This is a genomic window from Segatella maculosa DSM 19339 = JCM 15638 (assembly GCF_000382385.1).
Classification (GTDB): domain Bacteria; phylum Bacteroidota; class Bacteroidia; order Bacteroidales; family Bacteroidaceae; genus Prevotella; species Prevotella maculosa.
In genome coordinates this window covers 137,762-158,572 of sequence record NZ_KB908319.1, presented here as the reverse complement: position 1 = coordinate 158,572, position 20,811 = coordinate 137,762, and the positions used below count along the sequence as shown (strand labels likewise).

15 protein-coding genes are annotated in these 20,811 nt (G+C 48.7%); 3 read left to right on the top strand and 12 right to left on the bottom strand.

Features of this window, described 5'->3' with window-relative positions; translation table 11 throughout:
• Window positions 1-17: 17 nt before the first annotated feature.
• From H164_RS0100665 to H164_RS0100630, 7 genes are all read right to left on the bottom strand, one after another.
• Window positions 18-2,603 (bottom strand): adenosylcobalamin-dependent ribonucleoside-diphosphate reductase, encoded by a 2,586-nt coding sequence (locus H164_RS0100665; protein WP_019966842.1) that lies wholly within the window; start codon window positions 2,601-2,603, stop codon window positions 18-20.
• Between the two features lie 338 nt (window positions 2,604-2,941).
• Entirely contained in the window at window positions 2,942-3,595 is a 654-nt protein-coding gene (locus H164_RS0100655; protein WP_025830190.1) for a carbohydrate-binding family 9-like protein, read from the bottom strand.
• A gap of 12 nt (window positions 3,596-3,607) precedes the next feature.
• Window positions 3,608-5,788, bottom strand: coding sequence for a GH92 family glycosyl hydrolase (locus H164_RS0100650; protein ID WP_019966839.1), 2,181 nt, complete (start codon window positions 5,786-5,788; stop codon window positions 3,608-3,610).
• A 171-nt stretch (window positions 5,789-5,959) separates the two neighbouring features.
• Window positions 5,960-7,642 (bottom strand): sialidase family protein, encoded by a 1,683-nt coding sequence (locus tag H164_RS0100645; protein WP_019966838.1) that lies wholly within the window; start codon window positions 7,640-7,642, stop codon window positions 5,960-5,962.
• A 13-nt stretch (window positions 7,643-7,655) separates the two neighbouring features.
• Window positions 7,656-8,168 carry a glycoside hydrolase family 20 zincin-like fold domain-containing protein gene (locus H164_RS0100640; protein ID WP_036873023.1) on the bottom strand — a complete coding sequence of 171 codons (513 nt, stop codon included), beginning with the start codon at window positions 8,166-8,168 and terminating at the stop codon, window positions 7,656-7,658.
• A 57-nt stretch (window positions 8,169-8,225) separates the two neighbouring features.
• A complete protein-coding gene (locus tag H164_RS0100635; protein WP_025830192.1) occupies window positions 8,226-10,481 on the bottom strand; it encodes a GH92 family glycosyl hydrolase in 2,256 nt (751 codons plus the stop codon).
• A gap of 97 nt (window positions 10,482-10,578) precedes the next feature.
• Window positions 10,579-11,556 (bottom strand): glycoside hydrolase family 130 protein, encoded by a 978-nt coding sequence (locus H164_RS0100630; RefSeq protein WP_019966835.1) that lies wholly within the window; start codon window positions 11,554-11,556, stop codon window positions 10,579-10,581.
• Window positions 11,557-12,040: 484 nt separating this feature from the next.
• On the opposite strand from H164_RS0100630, the gene H164_RS0100620 reads away from it, so the two are divergent.
• Window positions 12,041-13,216, top strand: coding sequence for a glycosyltransferase family 87 protein (locus H164_RS0100620; protein WP_019966833.1), 1,176 nt, complete (start codon window positions 12,041-12,043; stop codon window positions 13,214-13,216).
• Window positions 13,213-14,358, top strand: a complete 1,146-nt coding sequence (locus H164_RS0100615; protein WP_019966832.1) for a glycosyltransferase family 4 protein — start codon at window positions 13,213-13,215, stop codon at window positions 14,356-14,358. Before H164_RS0100620 ends, H164_RS0100615 begins: the two co-directional genes overlap by 4 nt.
• A gap of 186 nt (window positions 14,359-14,544) precedes the next feature.
• Here the strand turns inward: H164_RS0100615 and H164_RS0100610 are convergent, their stop codons facing one another.
• Together H164_RS0100610 and trxA are read right to left on the bottom strand one after the other, a co-directional pair.
• Window positions 14,545-14,904: a MarR family transcriptional regulator gene (locus H164_RS0100610; RefSeq protein ID WP_019966831.1), complete on the bottom strand. Its 360-nt coding sequence runs from the start codon at window positions 14,902-14,904 to the stop codon at window positions 14,545-14,547.
• 12 nt (window positions 14,905-14,916) lie between these two features.
• Window positions 14,917-15,402: a thioredoxin gene (gene trxA / locus H164_RS0100605; protein ID WP_019966830.1), complete on the bottom strand. Its 486-nt coding sequence runs from the start codon at window positions 15,400-15,402 to the stop codon at window positions 14,917-14,919.
• Between the two features lie 670 nt (window positions 15,403-16,072).
• Here trxA and H164_RS0100595 point away from each other — a divergent pair.
• On the top strand, window positions 16,073-16,741 hold the full coding sequence (locus H164_RS0100595; protein WP_025830195.1) for an outer membrane beta-barrel protein: 669 nt from the start codon (window positions 16,073-16,075) through the stop codon (window positions 16,739-16,741).
• A 49-nt stretch (window positions 16,742-16,790) separates the two neighbouring features.
• Here H164_RS0100595 and H164_RS0100590 read toward each other — a convergent pair whose 3' ends face one another.
• The 3 genes from H164_RS0100590 to H164_RS0100580 form a co-directional block, all read right to left on the bottom strand.
• Window positions 16,791-17,660 (bottom strand): N-acetylmuramic acid 6-phosphate etherase, encoded by an 870-nt coding sequence (locus tag H164_RS0100590; protein ID WP_019966828.1) that lies wholly within the window; start codon window positions 17,658-17,660, stop codon window positions 16,791-16,793.
• A gap of 80 nt (window positions 17,661-17,740) precedes the next feature.
• Window positions 17,741-18,751: a class II fructose-bisphosphate aldolase gene (locus H164_RS0100585; protein ID WP_008565306.1), complete on the bottom strand. Its 1,011-nt coding sequence runs from the start codon at window positions 18,749-18,751 to the stop codon at window positions 17,741-17,743.
• Window positions 18,752-18,954: 203 nt separating this feature from the next.
• Entirely contained in the window at window positions 18,955-20,166 is a 1,212-nt protein-coding gene (locus H164_RS0100580; protein ID WP_019966827.1) for an MFS transporter, read from the bottom strand.
• Between the last annotated feature and the right edge of the window lie 645 nt (window positions 20,167-20,811).

The following is a 20,811-nucleotide window of genomic DNA, read 5'->3' as shown; positions in this document are numbered from 1 at the left end:
GCATTATAAAGATGGTTTTAACCGCACCGACTGGCACCACAGCTGGTACAGATGAGACAGCCTTCTTGATAGATGAGCGTTTCATGTCCGCAGACCGGACACTTCTGTCCCTTGGCTTTCGTGCCGTCGACAATATATTTTTTCAACGCACGCTCCACACCGTTCTTCCACGTATTGATGCTTTCGTCTTTCAATTGAAGCGAACTAACGAGCTTCATCACGTGGTCTATTGGCATGCGGTAGCGCAGAACGCCAGATATCAGCTTGGCATAATTCCAATATTCCGGGTTGAATTTCTCACTCAGTCCTTCGACGGTGGTCTTGTAACCCCGCTTGTTCTCAAACTGGAAGTCATAGCGATGCGAGCCATCTTCAAGGGTCGACTTGATGATTTTGCCTTTCGTGATGTTCTTCGGCAACACGATTCCCTCTTCATCATCCTGCAAACCAGTGAAGATTTCGTAGGGATAACCATTGAGCAGACCTACGAATGCCACCCATTTCTCCTTGTTGTTCTGGAACCGAACAACGTCGCATTCCAACTCTTTCGGGCGAACTTCCGTTACTTCGGGCTGTTTGCAAAGCGGTTCTTTCGGTTCATCTTCCTGCACTTCTGCCCCTTCTGCGTGGCTTCCTTTCTTCTTGTCTTTCTTCGATACGGATATCATCACGCCCGCACGGCTGCCGTCTCGATAAATGGTACAGCCCTTACAACCGCTCTTCCACGCCTCAACATAGAGCCGATTCACCAAGGCTTCGTCCACATCGTTGGGCAGATTGACCGTCACGGAGATGCTGTGGTCCACCCATTTCTGAATGGCTCCCTGCATTTTCACCTTCATCAGCCAGTCCACATCATTGGCCGTAGCTTTATAATAAGGTGACTTGGCCACGAGTGCGTCAATCTCTTCCTGCGTATAACGCTTCTCCGTGTCATACCCGTTCACCTGCATCCATTGCAAGAACCTGCGGTGATAGACGATATACTCCTCGAAACTGTCGCCCACTTCGTCCACAAAGTCCACGTGAACATCGGTATCATTGGGATTCACCTTGCGGCGACGCTTATACACGGGCATGAATACGGGCTCGATACCGCTGGTGGTTTGGGTCATCAGAGAGGTTGTTCCGGTCGGCGCAATGGTCAGACAAGCGATGTTGCGGCGGCCATATTGCTGCATATCGGCAAAGAGTTCGGGGTCGGCTTCCTTTATCCTTTGAACGAAAGGATTGCCGGCCTCACGCTTGGCATCATAGATTTCGAACGCTCCACGCTCCTTGGCCATCATCACAGATGAGCGATAGGCATTCAGTGCCAAGGTCTTATGGACAGACACCGAGAAGTCGGTTGCCTCCTGAGTTCCATAACAAAGGCCCAGAGCGGCCAGCATATCACCCTCTGCAGTGATGCCTACTCCGGTGCGACGGCCCATGCCACTCTTGCGTTTTATCTTCTCCCAAAGGTGGTATTCGGCTTCTTTCACCTCCTTATTCTCAGGGTCTACTTGGATTTTCTCCATGATCAAGTCAATCTTTTCCATCTCCAAATCAACGATATCGTCCATGATTCGTTGGGCAAAACGAACGTGCTTCTCGAACTTCTCGAAGTTGAAATGGGCCTCTTTCGTGAAAGGTTGCTCCACATAACTAAAAAGATTGATGCTTAATAAACGGCAAGAATCATAGGGACACAATGGAATTTCGCCACAAGGATTGGTGCTTACGGTGCGGAAACCAAAGTCGGCATAGCAGTCGGGAATGCTTTCTCTGAGGATTGTATCCCAGAAAAGGACACCCGGTTCAGCACTCTTCCACGCGTTATGCACGATTTTTTCCCACAGTTTCCGGGCTGAAATCTCTTTCGTTACCTTGGGTTCTGCGGCATCAATCGGCCACTGTTGCACGTAATTCTTATCCGAAATGGCAGCCTTCATGAACGCATCATCGAGCTTCACCGACACGTTTGCGCCTGTCACTTTGCCCTCTTCCATCTTGGCATCGATGAAGGCTTCGCTGTCAGGATGCTTGATACTGACCGACAACATCAATGCCCCACGGCGACCATCCTGTGCCACTTCGCGCGTAGAATTACTGTAACGCTCCATGAAAGGCACCAATCCTGTCGAGGTCAATGCCGAATTATTCACCGGACTTCCCTTGGGACGAATGTGGCTTAAGTCGTGTCCTACACCACCACGACGCTTCATCAGCTGCACTTGTTCCTCGTCAATGCGCATGATGGCACCGTAACTATCGGCCTCACCTTCAAGACCTATCACGAAACAATTGCTCAAACTGGCCACCTGTTGTCTGTTTCCGATACCCGTCATCGGGCTTCCTGCCGGCACGATATAGCGGAAATGGTCCAGTAAATCGAATATTTCTTGCGCCGACATCGGGTTCTTGTACTTCTGTTCTATGCGTGCAAGCTCGTTAGCAATACGCCAATGCATGGCTTCGGGAGATTGTTCATAGATGTTACCGAAGCTATCTTTCATTGCATACTTGTTGACCCAGACGCGAGCGGCCAGTTCGTCACCGCCGAAATACTTCAAAGAGGCTTGGAATGCCTCCTCAAAAGAATAGGTTTTATTGTCTTCCATCTGCTTTTAAAACATGATTTTCAAGTTGCAAATTTAAGGTTTTATTTTCATAAAAGGAAATCATTCGAGAGATATTTCATCACATGAATTTCTCTTTTTGGAAACTTTTTGTTTTATTATTGAATGAAAGTTTCTTGAAAACAATAACTTTAAACCTGATAATTAAACTGAAGTTGATGTTTAATAAGGTTGAGAGAGCGATGTAGGGACGCACGAGTCGTGCGTCCGCTCAAGGTGGATTGAAGGTACATATGCCCATTCTCCCGCGCAATAGCGGTTATTTCGACCCGTAATGCGGGCGAAGTTGCAAGCTCGTCTTCGTTTCCCAATGCCAACGGCTACAAGAAAGCAAGCTGACCAAAGAAGTCGGGACGATGAAAGTCGGGAGATGGCACGTCAATAGGGTTCCATGAGAGGAAGTGGGGACGTGAAGTCTTATCGCCACATTTATAAAAATTGGCACGCATCTGTAGTCCTGACAAGTCAACGATATGATGACGGAAGAACGAAGACACAGGGACTACCAACGAAAGTTCCCATGCCTGTGCGCCATTCTTCGTGTCGAAAGGCGTTCTTCCGAGTGAGGCCCAGCGGTCAATCCGGCCGAATAGTGCGACAGGTGCGGGCGTTCTGCCCTCCCGGCTCTGTCCATTGCAGAGCAAAACCGTACCGATACAGTTGGCTTCAAGGTTGTAATAGCCCCCTTCAGCATCGGGACTCACAAAGAATTCGCAGCAAGAATCCTCCCACACGGGGCCGAGATCATTGCCCGAAACAGCACGCACGCTATCCTCTTCAACCCGATAATGAATCATAATTGCATCGCCTTTGTGGGCTATGGCAAATTCAACATGCGGACAATAGGGGTAGTCTGCCTCCCAATCCACAGTGTCTATCTTGTGATATTCAACCTTTTCTGTCTTGAAAAGTGCAGGAACTTCAGCGGCTTTCACCTGCTGGCAATCTAAGCGTTTTACTTCTAAATGTTTCATATATTGTTTATTTTAGGGTCTGTCTGCCGGTTTTACACCGAATGTCGAAGGCTTATTGCCCATCGTGAACTCCAATTTTCCACCACGAACGATGTCTTTGAAGTCGATATAACAGCGGGTATAGGGTTTTCCATTCAGCTTAACACTTTGGATATACATGTTTTCTTTGCTGTTGTTATGCGCAATAATGCGGAACGTTTTGCCATTTCCAACGTTCATGGATGCCTCATTAAAGAGCGGAGAACCAAAGACATAACGGCCTCCGGCAGGCTCAACTTGATAGAAACCCAAGGAAGAAAGAATGTACCAAGCAGACATTTGACCGACATCTTCATTGCCGCTTAGGCCGTCAACGCTGTCATGATACATCGTATTGAGCACCTCGCGAACACGCAAAGCAGTCTTCCAAGGCTGGCCGGCATAGTCATATAGATAGATAATATGGTGGCCGGGCTCGTTGCCATGCGCGTATTGTCCAATCAACCCCGATATGTCTGGAGAGGCATCTTTACCCATATCGCCCTGCACAATGAAGAGCGAATCGAGCTTGTTCGTAAAAGGTTTGTCGCCACCGAAAGCTGAAATGAGACCGTGGACATCGTGGGGAACGAGCCAAATATACTGCCATGCCGTGCCTTCTGTGTAGTCGTCGGCACGGTGAATCACTTTGAAAGGGTCGAAAGGTTCGCGGAAACGGCCATTAGAATCAATGCCGCGCATGAACTTTTTCTGCTTGTCAAAATAGTAATCACGGTAAGATTGGCTGCGTTTCAGGAAGTATTTATAATCTTTCTTGGCTTTTAACGCCTTGGCTAACCGCGCAATACAGCCGTCGGCCAAGGCATATTCCAAGCCTTTGGCCACGGTTTCGTTGGTCGGTTCAAGGTCATAAGGCAGATAACCATACTTCTTGAGCAAGTCTAAACCACGGTCACCGAAGAGCTGTGTCTTCTTTGCTGCCTCCAAAACTGCATGCTTATCCACATCAAAACCCTTCAAAGCGATGTCTATAAGCACTGGAATTCCGGGATTACCCACCATGCAATCGGTTTCGTTTCCCTCTAAGAACCACACGGGAAGTCGGCCTTGTTGTTGTGCAATATGGAGCATTGTCTGTGCGATGTCACGCTGTTTTTCGGGGTGAATAAGCGTCATTAGCGGGTGCGCGGCACGGTAAGTATCCCACAAAGAAAACGTGGTATAGGGTGTAAAGTCGCCGTGATAGGTCTTCCCGTCGGCCCCTCTATACTCGCCATTCACGTCATTAAACACCGAAGGAGCAGTCATCGTGTGATACAAACCGGTATAGAATATGCGCTTATCGCTGGCATTATCGGTTTGAATATCAATCTTTCCAAGCTCCTTGTTCCATGCCTTTTGCGCGTCGGCTACAACGGTATTGAAGGCCCAGTCGGGCGATTCTTGCTGCAAATTCTTGCGGGCATTGTCGATACTCACACTTGAAATGCCCACCTTGACCATGAGCGGTTGACCTGTTGGTTCAAAGGAAAACACGCTCAAGGTGTCGCCTTCTGTGGTCTGATGTGTGATGGGTTGCGAGAATTCGGCCACGAAATACACGCGTTGGTCCTTGGCCCATCCCGTCGAAAAGCGTGAACCTACGACGGTATTCCGCCCCTCTTGCCTCATCGAACAGGCTGTCATCTTGTCCCAACCGATACCTTGTGAGAGGTCAATCACTACTTGTTCCTGTTTCACATCGGCCGGAAACGTGTAGCGATGAAAGGCAGTTCGCAGTGTAGCCGTAAGCTCAACGCGCACCCCATTGGCCAAGGTTACGGCATAATATCCCGGTGTTGCGTATTCTGCTTTGTGTGAGAACTTCACCTCACGTTCGTTGTTTTGCGTCACAGGGAGCAGGGCGATGTCGCCCAAGTCGCCGATACCTGTGCCGCTAAGGTGCATCTGTCCGAAGCCAATAATAATGGAATCGCTGTAATGATAGCCCGAACACCAGTCCCAACCTTGCTTCTTCTGCGTCGGTCCGGCTTGGATATGACCGAATGGAACGTTGGCTCCGAGGAACACATGTCCGTGTCCTCCCGTGCCCACAAAGGGGTTTACGTATTGCGTATAGTCTTGCTTTGCGGGCTGAGTTGCTGCTTGTAAGCCTACAATGCCGGCGAGTGGGAGCATCAATCCCAATAATTTATGCTTCATACTGAATATCATTTAGTTACTGATTTCAATTTGTTTATTTTTGTTCTCTCCTACAATCGTTTTGCAAAATGAGCCATATTACCGTGCAAAATGGGTGAGATTAGCGTGTAAAATGGGCCATATTACCGCGCAATTTGGGCCATATTGCAAAACCGTTTAAGTCATATGGTTTTACTCTATGGTTTATTCCGTCAGACACCCGGACCAATTTCGCTGAACCGCCTTGCGGTCATCGTCTTTCATTTTGCCCGTAACAAAGTCTTTGAGTGGTATGGCTTGGAATGTCATCTGTGCCACACTGCTCTCATAAAGAATGCCAACGGTTTCGCGATCTATCATCGTAAGGCAGCTATACCCCCAGCCATTGCCATCATCAAGCAGCACTTGATGCGCGCTTTCCCACGTCTTTCCGTCGTCAAGACTCAATTTAATGGTGATGTTTTTGCGCTCTTTCGGGTCATTGGGATTGGCAAACAGTAGGATATTCCTGCTCAGAACGTTGTCTTTTGCGGCCACGCTGATGAGGCTTCCCATGCAGATGGGCTCTTGCAAGGCCTTGATATTAGAGGAATGTTCCTGCCATGTCTTTCCCCAATCGCGCGTGGTATATACCGCTCTTCCACCGCCACTTTGGTTCCGCATGTTGAGCATCAACTCTCCATTAGGCAGCTCTGCCACCTGTGCTTCAGTGGTATTGGCACACGCCGGCGCTGAGATGGCCCACGTTTTTCCATGGTCTTTGCTGTACATGATACCCGCATGGGGCACGCGTTCCCTGTCAATAAACTGCATGGCAAACACCAATGTGCCGTCTTTGCAGGTGATTCCGCGGCCCGGTCCTTGGAAGAAGAAGTGCCATTCCGGGTGCTTTAGCTGTGCAGTCAGGTTGATCGGGGCCGACCATGTACGCCCATCATCGGTGCTTTTTGCCATCACCAACTGCGCTGTTTGAGCCTTATCAATACCCGATTGTGAGCTGAACCATGCCCTTTGATTACCCATTCCGTGTGCCCAAATGGCTACGATCCAAATGGTGTTGTTGGCATTATCCACCAGAATAGCAGGGTCGCCGACACCGTTTTGAGCTGCAGGAAGACCGCCGTTCTCGCCAAATGCCAACGGCAAACGCATGGATTCCCATGTCTTTCCCTTGTCAGTGCTGCGGCTAAGTCCCACATCTATGTGCTCTTGAAGGTCCACACTGTTGTTGTAACGCACGTCATAGACACCGAGAAGTGTGCCTTTATTCGTCGTCACGAGGCCCGGAATGCGATACGCAGCAACGCTATCATCGCCTGCATGTCGCACACCTATGCCCATTCTTCGCCCCATATCGGGAGCCGAATTGACAAGCGTTAGCACTTTTCCGTCAGCAACAGCCTTTGAAAGTACGGCTTTCAACCTTGTTGTTATGGGTGCGTCGGGTTGCATTTCGATGCTTATCCAGAAGTAATTCACGCCGGGAAACAGTTGCTGTTTGGCTTGTAATGTGATGTGATGTGCCGTAGGTTTACATTCACTTCTTAGCACAACATACGACGGAATGGCCCGTAATGTCTTGCCGGGTGTGAAGTTCGTGAGATAATCCACAGGTGCAAAGCGTTGCTTTTTGATGTCTTGTCGGGCCTCGGTGCCGCCATAATAGAGGCGAAGGGCCTTCACTTGATGGAGCGGAAAGGCCTTGTCAAGGTCGAGTTCCACGTTGTCTAACGTTTTTGTTTCTGTGGCATTGAGTCGCATGAGCAGCAAGATATTGTCATGACGCTCTATGAGAATGGGCACTTGTGGCTGCTTAATAAATAAGGTGTCGGCTGCTTTTGCATGAAAACTGCTAATAAAAAGCAACGCCATGATTATCTTTTTCATACGCAATTTGTTTTCAGTTAACGATGATTTCGTCGGTAAAGAGCCAATTATCTGGCCCATGAAGCTGTGCTTTGACGTGCACATAGGGCAGTGTTCCATTCACTTCGAGTTGCTGAAGCGTTTGTAAAGCATGGAAAAGTCCCATGGGTGTGAGCACTTCTATCCGTACCCCATGGTCGGAAATGCTAAGATCATAACCTTGAAGACGCACACTATCGGCTGCCATTTGGGCTTGTTGGGCCGTTCCGGTGCATATCAACTGCAAGAAACAACCACTATCTTTGTGTACAGAATGTTTCTTTTTAGCATTTAATTCTTGGCTTATTGACTGCGGAATGTGATCTTTCAATAGGGCTATCTCTTTTTTATTGAGATTAGACATGATACCTTCTAACTGACTTAAAGCCAACGTTCCCTTACCTTTGACTATACTTTGGGGCTTCGGAATGATGTTTTGTGCGCGCGTTCCCATGCTGAAACACGCGGCCAATAAAACGGTTATGCCTGCTTTTACCAATGATTTCATTGCGTCACTTTGCACGATGTGAGACTCTTTTTTGTGGTTACGCCATGACGATTGCTATTATTTTAAGGTGAATTTCAGCGTACCAGCCTTCACCAAGTCGCTGTGGCTGATGCGATATTGATGCCAAGGTTTGCCGCCAACTTCCATCTTTTCGATGCGAACGGCATTCGGATTACTGCGCTGGGTCTCTATAACGAGCTTGTCTTTGCCCCATTGTTGGGCATCGAGGTGCAGCGTAATCTTATCGAAGACAGGCGAGGTGAGCGTGTAAGCCGGCTCACCCGGACAATCAGGATAGAAGCCCATCATGCTGAATATGGCCCAAGCTGACATCGTACCTGTGTCATCATTGCCGGGAAGTCCCTCGGGACTGTTCTTGAAATAGGTTTGAAGTAATTTGTGAGTGAGCTCTTGTGTGCGCCATTCCTCGCCCTTAAAGTAAGAGAAAAGGAATGGATAAGCGATGTTGGGTTCGTTGGTTGGGTCGTAATTCCCTTTGTCAAACACCGACTGAAGCTGCTCGATGAAGTGCTTTTTGCCGCCCATCAACTTAGCTAAACCATAGATGTCGTGGGGCACATAGAATGTATAATTCCACGCATTGCCCTCATGAAAGCCCGGAGAAGGTTCCCAATTGGCGCCCTGAAGCGGGTTGAACGGGCTATAAAACTTGCCGTTTGGCAGAATGGGACGCAGCATATTGAACTCCTTACTGAAGTAATGACGGTAGCCCATTGACCGGTTATAGAACAGCTTTGCATCGGCTTTGTGTCCCAACGCAGCCGCCAAGCGCGACAAAGCATTGTCGGCAATGTAATATTCCAACGCATGCGACACCGAATTATCAAACGAATCGCGCAGCGAAATATAGCCTTTTTCCACGTATTCGTTGTTATCGGGGCGCAGTGGGTTGCTCTTTTCGTCTGTCATCGCACCCTTTTTCATGGCTGTGTAGGCCTTGTTGATGTCGTAACCACGCAGGCCTTTCAACCAACAATCAACGATAACGGGGATCGAAGGGTCTCCTTCCATCGTGTAAGTCTCACGTCCAAAGAGCTCCCATTTGGGCAACCAACCGCACTCATCATACATACTTAGCATGCTTTTTACCATGTCTCGTTGGCGATTGGGGTAGACAAGGGTCATGAATTGATGCAGGTTACGATAGGTATCCCACAGCGAGAACACCGTATAGCGGTTGCCCTCGCGTTGCTTCAGCACCTTGTTGCTCTCCATGGCTGGGTAATCTCCGTTCACATCTTGCAGGATATTGGGGTGTATCAACGTGTGGTATAGTGCGGTATAAAAGATAGTTTGCTGATCTTTTGTACCTCCTTCAATTTCTATACGCTTGAGGTCGGCGTTCCATTTCTCGCGTGCTTCCTGTGCAATAGCATCGAAATTCTTGCCCTGTTGCTCGGCATTCAGGTTCTCACGTGCATTGGCTATGCTCACAAACGACACGCCCATCTGCACTTCTATCACCTCATTTTCAGCGGTATTGAAGTTCATATACACGCCGATATCATCGCCTGCCATCTCCTTTTGATAGGCCGTATAGAGCTTATATTGCCCTCTATCGGGGAACCACTCTGCTTGTTTGCCCCACCGTTCGCGCTGTTTTTTCCAGTAACCTGCACTTTCTGGCACTTTATTTACACGCATAACGAAATAGATAGGGAACACAGCTTGCGCATAATAACAAAAGGCTCCTTGCAGTTTCATGCCTTCGTATTCGGTCGGACTCACCTGTTTTACCATGGCACCTGACTCTTTTGTGAGGCCTTCTCCAAGGTTTAACAACAGATGGCTTTCCCCTTTTGGGAACGTAAAACGCTCACATGCCGTGCGAAGTGTAGCCGTTACCTCGGTCTTTATACCATGTTTTACGAGGAAATTGCTGTAATATCCCGGACGAGCTACCTCGTTTTTGTAGTGGCTACCATATGCTTTATAGTCTACATTAAGCTGTCCTGTGGTGGGCATCAACAGCAAAGAGCCGACGTCGGGACAGCCAACACCACTGAGATTCACATGAGAATAGCCCGTAAAAAACACGTTATGAAACTCGTAGGGCGTTGACCACCAGCGCGTGTCTTTGTCACATTTGTTTTCATCGGAGCCCATGACGTTGAACGGAACGACCGACATCAGGCCGTTAGGGCAAATGGCTCCGGGGTTAGTTGTGCCCAAATTGGAAGTGCCAATGAAGGTGTTTACCAAGTCTACAGGCTCTATTTTAGGTGCACAAACGGCTTGTAGCGTTCCTAAATGGCCCGCCATGCACAAGAAAATCATGAAATACTTCTTCATCATGAAAAAGATTAAAAGCAGAAAAGGTTTATTGTTTAGTCAAATAGCATACATATTGTGCGATAATACAGGATAGATTGCCCCGCAAAACAAGGGCTTACGCTAAGATGTTGTTCTGTTTAATGAAGTCAACAATCTCGCGAATGTAACCAAAGGACAATCCAACCACGGTGTCGGCTGCCCCATAATACACGGCAACTCGGTCGCCATCATGAAGCGCTGCACATGGGAACACCACGTTAGGCACGTCACCTTGTAACTCATAAGAGGCGTTCGGAGCCAAGAGATAGGGCTGTGTACGATAGAGAACTCGGTCAGGTTGCGCCCTATCTAAGATGGCTGCACCCATCGAATAACGGTAACCATTGCACGTTGTTATCACACCATGATAGAACAAAAGCCAGCCTTCGTCGACCAAGAAAGGCACAGGTCCGGCTCCAATCTTGGTGCATTGCCATGCACTTTCAGGGAAAGGGGTTGGCGACATCACGCATCTGTGCTCGCCCCAATACTTCATATCGGGACTGAAACTAAGGTAAATATCACCGAACGGCGTGTGACCATTGTCGCTGGGGCGGCTCAAAAGGGCATACTTGCCATTGATTTTTTCGGGGAAAAGCACCCCGTTTCGGTTGAAAGGAAGGAAGGCATTCTCGCACTGATAAAAGGTTTTGAAGTCGAAAGTGTAGCCAATACCGATCGTAGGTCCGTGATATCCGTTGCACCAAGTAATCCAATAGCGGTCTTCAATCCATGTAACGCGTGGGTCATATTTATATTCCGACGCTATCATCTGCGTGTTCCCAGCCTCGAAGACAATAGGCGTTTCATTGATTTTCCAATGAATGCCGTCGTCGCTGAAGCCTGCAAAGATGTTCATTTGTACGGCTTTGTTGTCGCAACGGAACACACCTGCGAAGCCGTTTTCATAGGGAACGACGGCACTATTGAAGATACTATTCGACGTAGGAATGTCATATCGATTGATAATAGGGTTCTGGCTGTAACGCCACATCACGTCTTTACAACCCTGAGGGCGGTCTTCCCAAGGCAGAATATCCTTTAAGTTTTTCATTATAAAAATGTTTTTATGTTTTTAGTCCTGTAGATTTTTGCATGTAATATACAAAACAAAGATAATTCTTTTCTTGAATAAAACACTAAATTTATTATACATTAAGCCGAAAAGACACTTCTTAACTCTTGCAAATAAGCGCCGGAAAGCAGCCCATTGCAATGAAACCAAACCATTGTTCAGGCTTACTTATAGCACATGAAAAGCAAAGTTACGGGCTTTTCTCCCTACCAAATAGTTGCAGGGCCATAAAATAATCGGGCAAAGCGATGGATTTTATCGAACTTTATTACTACTTTTGTCACGTAGTTCTCAGGGATTTTATGGCCGATTCCGTTGCCTTGGCCGAAGTGTTGCGGCTTTTTTGCAGGACATTCCCGCTTCGAAAGGCCGCACACGGTAAGCCATTTGCATTTAAAATCATTGGGAAAATATCTATGAAACGGTTTGACAAATAAAGCATTCAAAGTATCCTATTTCTATAATGAAAGAAAAAATCAAAGCATTTTTGGGCCATCCGATGCTCTCCAACCGCTACATGCTGCTGGGACTATGGCTGTTGTTGGCCCTCGCGGGCATGTTGAAATACCACCGATCCGACAACAACTTCCTTATATTTCGGGGCGTTTTCTGGCACACGATGAACGGAACTTCACTCTATGAAGCCTATCCTTCCGAGTATTGGGACGTGAACCATTACGGTCCGGTCTTCTCTTTGGTCATCGCACCCTTTGCACTTTTGCCCGAATGGGCAGGTATGTTGCTGTGGTTGATGGGTTTGGCAGTGTGGCTGTATGCCGCTATTTACCGATCAGGATTGCCGAGACAGCGTCAGGTTTTCATCTATTGGTTCTGCAGTATGGCCCTTCTCACGGCCTTGTTCATGCAACAATTCAATATCGCCATAGCCGCAATCATTCTCTCTTCGTTCTATCTTATCGAGAAAGAACACGACGGTTGGGCCGCTTTTTTCATTGTATTAGGCACTTTTGTCAAGCTCTATGGCATCGTCGGACTGTCTTTTTTCTTCTTTTCAAAGCACAAAGTGCGGCTGATAATGTGGCTCGCTGTGTGGTCGGTCGTGCTCTTTTGCGCCCCGATGATCATCAGTTCACCCGATTATATCATCGGTCAATACCGGGAATGGATAGACTGTTTGATCGGAAAAAACACCGAGAATATCAATTCCTTTGCCCAAAACATCTCGTTGCTTGGGCTTGTTCGGCGCACAACGGGCTGCATGACCTACTCCGACCTTTGGCTCATCGTGCCTGGAATGTTGCTTTTTGCGTTGCCTTATCTGCGCCGTTCGCAGTATAAGAACCTTGCTTTCCGAGAGACCATCCTTGCTTCTGTGCTGCTGTTTGTGATACTTTTCAGCACAGGAAGCGAGTCGAGCGGTTACATCATAGCCTTGTTGGGAGCCTGCATCTGGTACATGGCAGTGCCATGGCAGCGAGGTCGTTGGGCAATAGCACTGATGGTGTTCGTGTTTATCCTGTCGGGAATGGGCAACAGTGACCTTATTCCGAAGGCCATACGCCATGATTATATCCAGACATACGCCCTCCGTGCACTGCCCGTGAGCCTGCTTTGGTTCTGGCTTTGCTATGAAATGTGCACGAAGGACTATGCCCCAACAATAAAGAAACAGCCATGAAGCAGAAGATGATCGGCTATGATGCTAAGCGCATCGCGAGAAATGCAACGGGATTGGGCAGCTATGGACGCACGCTCATCAACGATTTGGCCCCGCTGATGCCCGACACGGAGCTGCGACTCTATGCACCCGACGCCGGACGTGACGAACTTCGCGGGCAGATTCTGCCGAGAGAGAACGTCAGTTTCAGCCACCCAAGGCTACATTGCCGCCTGCAACGCGACCTGTGGCGCATGCATGGCGTGGTGAACAACCTGAAACGTGATGGCGTCCGCATCTATCATGGTTTGTCGGGTGAGCTTCCTTGCGGACTTTCCAAAGCCGGAATACCGGGCGTGGTGACCGTGCACGACCTCATATTCCTGCGACATCCCGAGTTTTATCCGCCCATCGACGTGTTCTTCTACAAGTGGAAATTTCGCCAAATGCTGCGTGAAGCCACGCGAATCATCGCCATCAGTGCGTGCACACGACGCGACATTTTAGCTTATAGTGACTTTCCTGAAGACCGTATAGACGTTGTTTATCAGAGTTGCGGCACGCGTTTCTGTCGGCCGGTCAGCCCAGAGAGCCTCGAAGAAGCCCGTCGGAAGTATCGCCTTCCCGCGCATTATATCCTCAATGTGGGGACGGTTGAAGCACGAAAAAACATTCTTTTGGGCATTCGTGCACTGTCACAGCTTCCCGAGGAGCTTCATCTTGTTGTCGTGGGAAGGCAGACGAGCTATCAGAAACAGCTCGATGCAGCCATCAAAGAACTTGGTTTGGCACAGCGTGTCCACTTCCTGCAGGGTGTTCCCAACGCCCTTTTGCCAGCCATTTACCGTCAGGCAGAGGCCTTTGTTTACCCATCTCGTTATGAAGGTTTCGGTATTCCAATCATCGAAGCCATACAAAGTGGCCTGCCGGTTGTGGCTGCCAAGGGCAGTTGTTTGGAGGAAGCGGGCGGTCCGGACTGCCTTTATGTGAAACCGGATGACGTGCGTGGCATGGCAGGAGCACTCCTTGTGGCCATGAATACGCAAAAAATAGAACGAGTAAGACGCAGCCAAGACTACGTCAAACGCTTTGAAAATCACGACGTGGCCGCTCAGGTTATTTCCGTTTATGGGTGGGTTGATCCGGTATTTCGGGTTAGGTGAAAAGTGAACTTCCTATATCGAAGCCTACGTTTTACAGTGTTGATCTGGTATTTCGGGTTAGGTGAAAAGCCGATAGAAGTAGAAACAGGTTGCATGCAGCCAACAAGCTGCATCTCGGTTCCGTTGTTTACCTTTGTCTTATGCGCCGGTTGCGTTGTTGGAGCCAATAATTCTGCCTTCTGCCTTCTACTTTGTTGTTAGGCTTTGCAGTGTTTCGGGCAACTGAAGCGAGTCGCATGTGAAGTGAGAAAGCAGTTCCTTGCCAGCTTTGGTGATGGAAAAACGCATGCAACGTTTGTCGTCCTTGCACGTCTTTCGCTTGATGAGGCTTTTCTTTTCCAGTGAAGCAATTACCTTGGATGCGTTGGATGGCGTGAGATTCATCTCTTCTGCTATCTCTCCGGAGCTGATGTTCTCGCGCTCAGAAACGACACATAGCAGCATTGCCTCATTGATATTGAGTTGCAGCTGCCTTTGAAGCAGAGCCTCAAAGGCAGCGATGTTGCGGTAAATGTCTCTGATTTTACAAATACATTCCCTGTTCATTGCGGTCGTTTTTTATTTCAACAATGCCTTTTTGATGGCATCTTCCAGCTGTTGATGGTTCATTGCACCCGTCTGCATGGTTGGTTTTCCCTCCTTGGGAACAAAGAGTAACGACGGAATACTACGTATGCCGAACAGCGCGGCCAGCTCTTGTTGCTGGTCAACATCGACCTTATAGAAATCAATCTTGCCGCTATATGTGCCTGCAAGCTCCTCCAAAACGGGGGCAGTTGCCTTACATGGACCGCACCAAGTGGCGTAAAAATCAATTACTGCGGGCCGTTCTCCGGCAAAAACCCAGTCATTTGGGTGCTTCTCATAATCCATTACTTTGTGCTTAAAAGCCTCGGCTGTCAATTCTTCTACTTTCATTTTCTTCTCCTTTTGATTGTTTGTATACTGTTGTTTCACTTCTGCGGGCTTGCCGCTTTTGTTTTGTGAGCAGGCACTCAGGCCGATGATGGCAATTGATGCCGCTAAAACGAGTTTTCTTTTCATGCTTTCTTATTTGGGAATAGTGTTCATTTTATTTTTATTTCCATTGGAAAACATTGCAAAGATATACGTTATTTTCCAAATAAACAAATTTCCATTGGAAAATAAACACAGTTTAACTAAATCGTTTAATGGCTGTAGTCGTCACCTTATTATATAGGGACTGTGCGCTTGAATGGGCGAACATGTTGATTGTTGCACGGCATGTAGGGACGCACGGTTCGTGCGTCCGCCCAAACAATCATGTATGTGCGCGTTCAATTCCACTTGAGCGGACGCACGAGCCGTGCGTCCCTACATTTTCAGTTCGGCCATATCGGTTTTTAAAATGGGCCATATTGTGCGGTAATATGGGCCATATTACGCGGTGAAATGGGTGAGATTACCGTGCAATATGGCTGCAATTGGAACACAAGGTGTAAGTCGTTGGTAATCAATGTGGCCGATATTTAAAAGTGTTTGAGTGCATGTTGGGACGCACGGTTCGTGCGTCCGCTCAAACAATCATGCATGTGCGCGTTCAATTCCACTTAGGTGGACACACGAAGCGTACGTTTCTACATCTCCAAGCAAGGGAACAATGGGTAAAAAAAAGAGGGAAGTGTGGAGGAATATCCGACTTTTTTCGTATTTTTGTGACTGTATCTGTGCAACAATCTCAAGAAATAAGGACATGAAAAGGATTATTTTTGTTTTAGCTACGTTGTGTTTTGCCTTGCAAATGCAGGCGCAATCGTTCAAGCATGAGCTGAAATTGAGTTTCGGATTTGGCGACGAACCGCATTTAAACAGCGTGAAAAACGACTACATAAAGCAGTTCAAACTCGAGGAAGATGCGTCTGCTTTCGGGCTGTTCTTAGGCATAAACTATGCTTTTAACATGGAATATCTCTATCATTTCAGTCCGAAATGGGCCGTAGGAGCAGACATCAGCTACACCGAAGCCGCTGCAAAGGGGGCGCATCTTTCATGGGATGAGCAGTTGGGAAACAATCCCTATCTACTCCTTTACGGCGGGATTTTCTTTTCAATCTTCCCGAATGACGAACTGAATCTGTCGAGCAAGGCTTGGACATTCATGCCCGAAGCAAAATATACTTGGCTCGACAACGGTCATTTCACACTCTATTCAAAGGGTGGTCTCGGTCTTCGTTACTACCGATTGCAGTCTGAAAGCAGCCACTTCCCTAATATAAAGGAAGAGAAAATCAAGGTCGCTTATCAGCTTTCTCCTGTTGGAATAGAGATTGGAGGCAATCATGTGCGCTTCACTTCAGAGCTGGGTTACGGGCAACAAGGCATTCTTAACATGGGAATTGTAGTGTATTTCGGAAGGAAGTGAAGCCTCCCCCGGCCCCTCCAAAGGAGGGGAGAACGAACTGAAAGCGTTTTTATAGAAGCCTATTTGCCTCATGCTGTTTGGCCTCCCCTCCTTTGGAGGGTTCAGGGGAGGCTCTCCTTTCCTCTGCGGCTTTGATACTGCCGCTTTTCTTCAGCTTTTCTACCACACTTTGATAGTCATTCTCATCGGGATGACGCTCCATATAGATGCGTGCAGCGCGGTCTATGAGTTTGGCATTCATCAGTTTTACGTTCACCATCTTGTTGCCTTCGACCCTTCCAAGGCGTATCATGAGCGTCGTACTGACCATGTCGAGAATCAGTTTCTGCGAAGTTCCGCCCTTCATACGGGTGCTTCCGGTGACGAATTCAGGCCCCGTTACGACCTCGACCACATGGTCTGACACCGCAGCAATGGGACTATTGGGGTTGTTGACCACGCAGGCTGTAGCGATATTCCGCGCACGACAGGCCTTGAGCGTGGCCAGAACGAAAGGCGTTGTGCCGCTGGCCGAGAAGCCGAGTACGATGTCTTGCTCCGTGATATGGCAGGAAACGAGTTGCTGCCAACCGTCGGTGAGGTCGTCTTCGCGCGACTCCCGCGTCTGTGTAAGTGCACTTATACCGCCCGGAAAGACTGCTCTTATCTGGCTTCCGTCTGTTCCATAGGTGTTTTGTACCTCTATTGTGTCGAGCGTTGCCAGCCGTCCTCCCGTGCCGCAACCGCAATAAAACAACCGACCACCGGCCTGCAAGCGTTGCAGTATGGCCGCAATGAGTGCGTTGATTTGCGGCAATGCGCGGTCGATTGCTGTGGGCACACTCTTGTTTTCCTGATTGATAGCAGCCGTAAGTTGTTCTATTGACATCGTTTCCAGATGGTCATAGTGAGATGGTTGTTCTGTGATTCGCTTCTCCATAAGGCATAGTTATGAAAAAAGGTGGGAACATTGCTGCTCCCACCTTTATTATATTAGTCGGCCCGGAAGCCGTTTCTTGCTTACAATTGAGCCAATTTATTGTCAGAACCGAGCACGTCGGTGATCTTCTCCTTGTACATTTCGGTCATGTAATCGCGTGCAACTTTGCCGTATTGACGCGGATCGAAGTAGTCAGGATGGTTGGCCAAGGTCTCGCGAACGCCTGCCGTATAGGCCAAACGAGAGTCAGAATCGATGTTAATCTTACATACGGCACTCTTCGAAGCCTTGCGTAATTGCTCTTCAGGAATGCCCACAGCGTCGGGCAATTTGCCTCCATATCGGTTGATAATGTCCACATATTTCTGCGGAACGGAGGAAGAACCGTGGAGCACAATGGGGAATCCGGGGAGCTTCTTCTCAATCTCTGCCAACACATCGAAAGCCAAAGGAGGAGGCACTAAGCGTCCTGTCTTCGGGTCACGTGTGCACTGTTCGGGCTTGAACTTGTAGGCACCGTGAGACGTACCGATGGAGATAGCGAGACTGTCGCAGCCGGAACGCTTTGAAAAGTCAATCACTTCTTCGGGCTTGGTGTAGTGAGATTCCTCCGAAGCAACCTCATCTTCCACACCGGCAAGCACGCCAAGTTCGGCCTCAACGGTCACATCAAACTTGTGTGCATACTCAACACACTTCTTCGTTAGCGCGATATTCTCTTCGTAAGGCTTGGAAGAAGCATCGATCATCACTGAAGAAAAGCCCATGTCTACGCAGTCTTTGACGAGCTCAAAGGTGTCTCCGTGGTCCAAATGGAGCACGATTTCGGGGTGTTTGCAGCCCAATTCCTTAGCATATGCAACCGCTCCTTCTGCCATATAACGCAGCAATGTGGGGTTTGCATAGTTGCGGGCACCTTTCGAAACCTGCAGGATAACAGGAGATTTCAGCTGAGCCGAGGCCGTGATAATAGCCTGAAGCTGTTCCAAATTGTTGAAGTTGAACGCGGGAATTGCATAACCTCCGTTCACTGCTCTCTTGAACATCTCGCGCGTATTGACGAGACCTAGTTCTTTATAACTAACTGCCATAATTAAAATATTATGTTTATAAATAAGTTACCTGAATAGGATTGGCAACCAATCTTATACGTTTGCAAATGTAACATTTTCTTTTGATGGAACCAAATGTTGGCTCCTTTTTTTCTTACAAGCCGAGGTTAAAAACTTTAACACTGCATGAAATCAAGACGAATGGCTGCTGTTGCCACACGGAAATGGGAAGGTCAGAAGGCTCAGACCCTCACTTCGTGGTGCTTCCGCGTCAGTTCTGAGGCGAAAAGCAGCACGATGAAGTAGCCGAAGAAAGGGATAAGGAAAGGGATAACAAGGTTGGAACCGTCGGCAATCAGCCCCATCAGCAAGAAACCGCAGCCGCCGATGGGCGTCATCATCAGCAGGGAAGCCGCGCTTTTCTTGAGGTTTCCGAGGCCGTCTAAGGCCAAAGAGAAGATCGTCGGGAACATGATGGCCTCGAAAAGATAGTTGCAACAGATGGCAATCATGGAGACGCTGCCGATGTCGAGCAGCACGCAAACCATGCAAACCACGCTCCCCATGGCGCAAACCAGCAGCGTTTTCTCGGCCCGAACACGCCGCATGACCCAGCTGCCCACGAAGCGTCCCACCATGAAAAAGGCCAGGGCGACCGTCAGAACGATGCTGGCCATGTTGTCATTCAGCCAACCTTGGCCCGTAACGAAGTTGATAAAGTAGCTGTTGATGGATATCTCTGCGACCTCGTAAGCCAGCAAAGCGAAGAGTCCGAAGACGAACATCGGGTGCCTGCGGAACAGCTTCATGATGCGTGTTCCCTTGATTTTGTCTTCCTCGGTCTCCTCATGTCGAATCTCGGGCAGGCTGACCCGCGAGAAAACCAAGGCGATGATGAGCACCAAGATGCCCAAGACCGTGTAGGGAATCACCGCATGGTTGTCTGCCACATGGCCGCCGAAGAAAAACTGTCCCATGACGAATGTGGCGAAAAGACTGCCCAGACCGTTGAACGACTGCGAGAAGTTGAGCCGGCTGGTTGCCGTTGCTCGCTCGCCCAACTCGGTCACATAGGGATTGGCGGCGGTCTCTAAGAACACCAGACCGCAGCCGATAACGAACAAAGCACCCAAGAAAGCGTAGAACGTATTCATGGCCGCACAAGGGATAAACAGCAGCGAGCCGAGCCCGAAAAGCATCAGACCGACCACCACGCCCAGCCGATATCCGTGCCGATTGATGAACCACCCGGCCGGAATCGCCGTCAGAAAGTAACCCAAATACGTGGTCACTTGAATCAACGACGACTCGGTGATGCTGATATCGAGCGTGTTTTGGAAATGCTTGTTCAGCACGTCAAGAATCGCCCTCGCAAAGCCCCAAAGGAAGAAGAGCGACGTGATGAGCACGAATGGGACGACGTATTGCTTGTTCGTAAGGCCGGGTTTGTTCATCGTTCAATGTAAATCAAATTGCGTTCATGCCTGTCTGCGAGATGGTTTATGGCGCGCTCTGCCAGATGCAGTTCCATAACCTCTCATTTGATGAATCAGGTGCAAATATAAATCAAATGTCGCAGAAAAACAACGATTATGCCGAAAATATTGCGCCGTCCATTGCGCCTCAATCCGTCCGCCGGCGCGTCTGAGCGGCCCCGATGCTGCCCCCGAAAGAGTGCCGGCGCCCGTCTCCCTCGCGTTTCATGGGCTGGAACGGAGCGTCTCAGCGATGAGGAATCGTATTTACTGATGTGGAGTACCAAAGTTACTGCCGCGTGTCACAAGCGTTCCACATACGTGAGACCGTGCGTTCCACATACGTGGAACTGTGTGTTTCACATACGTGGAACTGTATGTCCCATCTATGTGGAATTGTGCGTTCCACCTACGTGGAACTATGTGTCCCACCTACGTGGAATTGCATGTTCCATCTGCGTGGGACGATGTTTCATATACGTGGAGCCGAGCGTTCCATATACTGGAACTGTGAGTTCCATATACTGGAACTGTGCGTTCCATGTACTGGAACTGTGTGTTCCAAGCCATGGAACTCTGTTGGAACACTGCGAGTGCTGCGGACGAGGTCGGCATCGGGCGCGT

Coding starts and splice junctions, on each gene's coding strand:
- H164_RS0100665 (WP_019966842.1), bottom strand. CDS start 2,603: ATGGAAGACAATAAAACCTATTCTTTTGAGGAGGCATTCCAAGCCTCT.
- H164_RS0100655 (WP_025830190.1), bottom strand. CDS start 3,595: ATGAAACATTTAGAAGTAAAACGCTTAGATTGCCAGCAGGTGAAAGCC.
- H164_RS0100650 (WP_019966839.1), bottom strand. CDS start 5,788: ATGATATTCAGTATGAAGCATAAATTATTGGGATTGATGCTCCCACTC.
- H164_RS0100645 (WP_019966838.1), bottom strand. CDS start 7,642: ATGAAAAAGATAATCATGGCGTTGCTTTTTATTAGCAGTTTTCATGCA.
- H164_RS0100640 (WP_036873023.1), bottom strand. CDS start 8,168: ATGAAATCATTGGTAAAAGCAGGCATAACCGTTTTATTGGCCGCGTGT.
- H164_RS0100635 (WP_025830192.1), bottom strand. CDS start 10,481: ATGAAGAAGTATTTCATGATTTTCTTGTGCATGGCGGGCCATTTAGGA.
- H164_RS0100630 (WP_019966835.1), bottom strand. CDS start 11,556: ATGAAAAACTTAAAGGATATTCTGCCTTGGGAAGACCGCCCTCAGGGT.
- H164_RS0100620 (WP_019966833.1), top strand. CDS start 12,041: ATGAAAGAAAAAATCAAAGCATTTTTGGGCCATCCGATGCTCTCCAAC.
- H164_RS0100615 (WP_019966832.1), top strand. CDS start 13,213: ATGAAGCAGAAGATGATCGGCTATGATGCTAAGCGCATCGCGAGAAAT.
- H164_RS0100610 (WP_019966831.1), bottom strand. CDS start 14,904: ATGAACAGGGAATGTATTTGTAAAATCAGAGACATTTACCGCAACATC.
- trxA (WP_019966830.1), bottom strand. CDS start 15,402: ATGAAAAGAAAACTCGTTTTAGCGGCATCAATTGCCATCATCGGCCTG.
- H164_RS0100595 (WP_025830195.1), top strand. CDS start 16,073: ATGAAAAGGATTATTTTTGTTTTAGCTACGTTGTGTTTTGCCTTGCAA.
- H164_RS0100590 (WP_019966828.1), bottom strand. CDS start 17,660: ATGGAGAAGCGAATCACAGAACAACCATCTCACTATGACCATCTGGAA.
- H164_RS0100585 (WP_008565306.1), bottom strand. CDS start 18,751: ATGGCAGTTAGTTATAAAGAACTAGGTCTCGTCAATACGCGCGAGATG.
- H164_RS0100580 (WP_019966827.1), bottom strand. CDS start 20,166: ATGAACAAACCCGGCCTTACGAACAAGCAATACGTCGTCCCATTCGTG.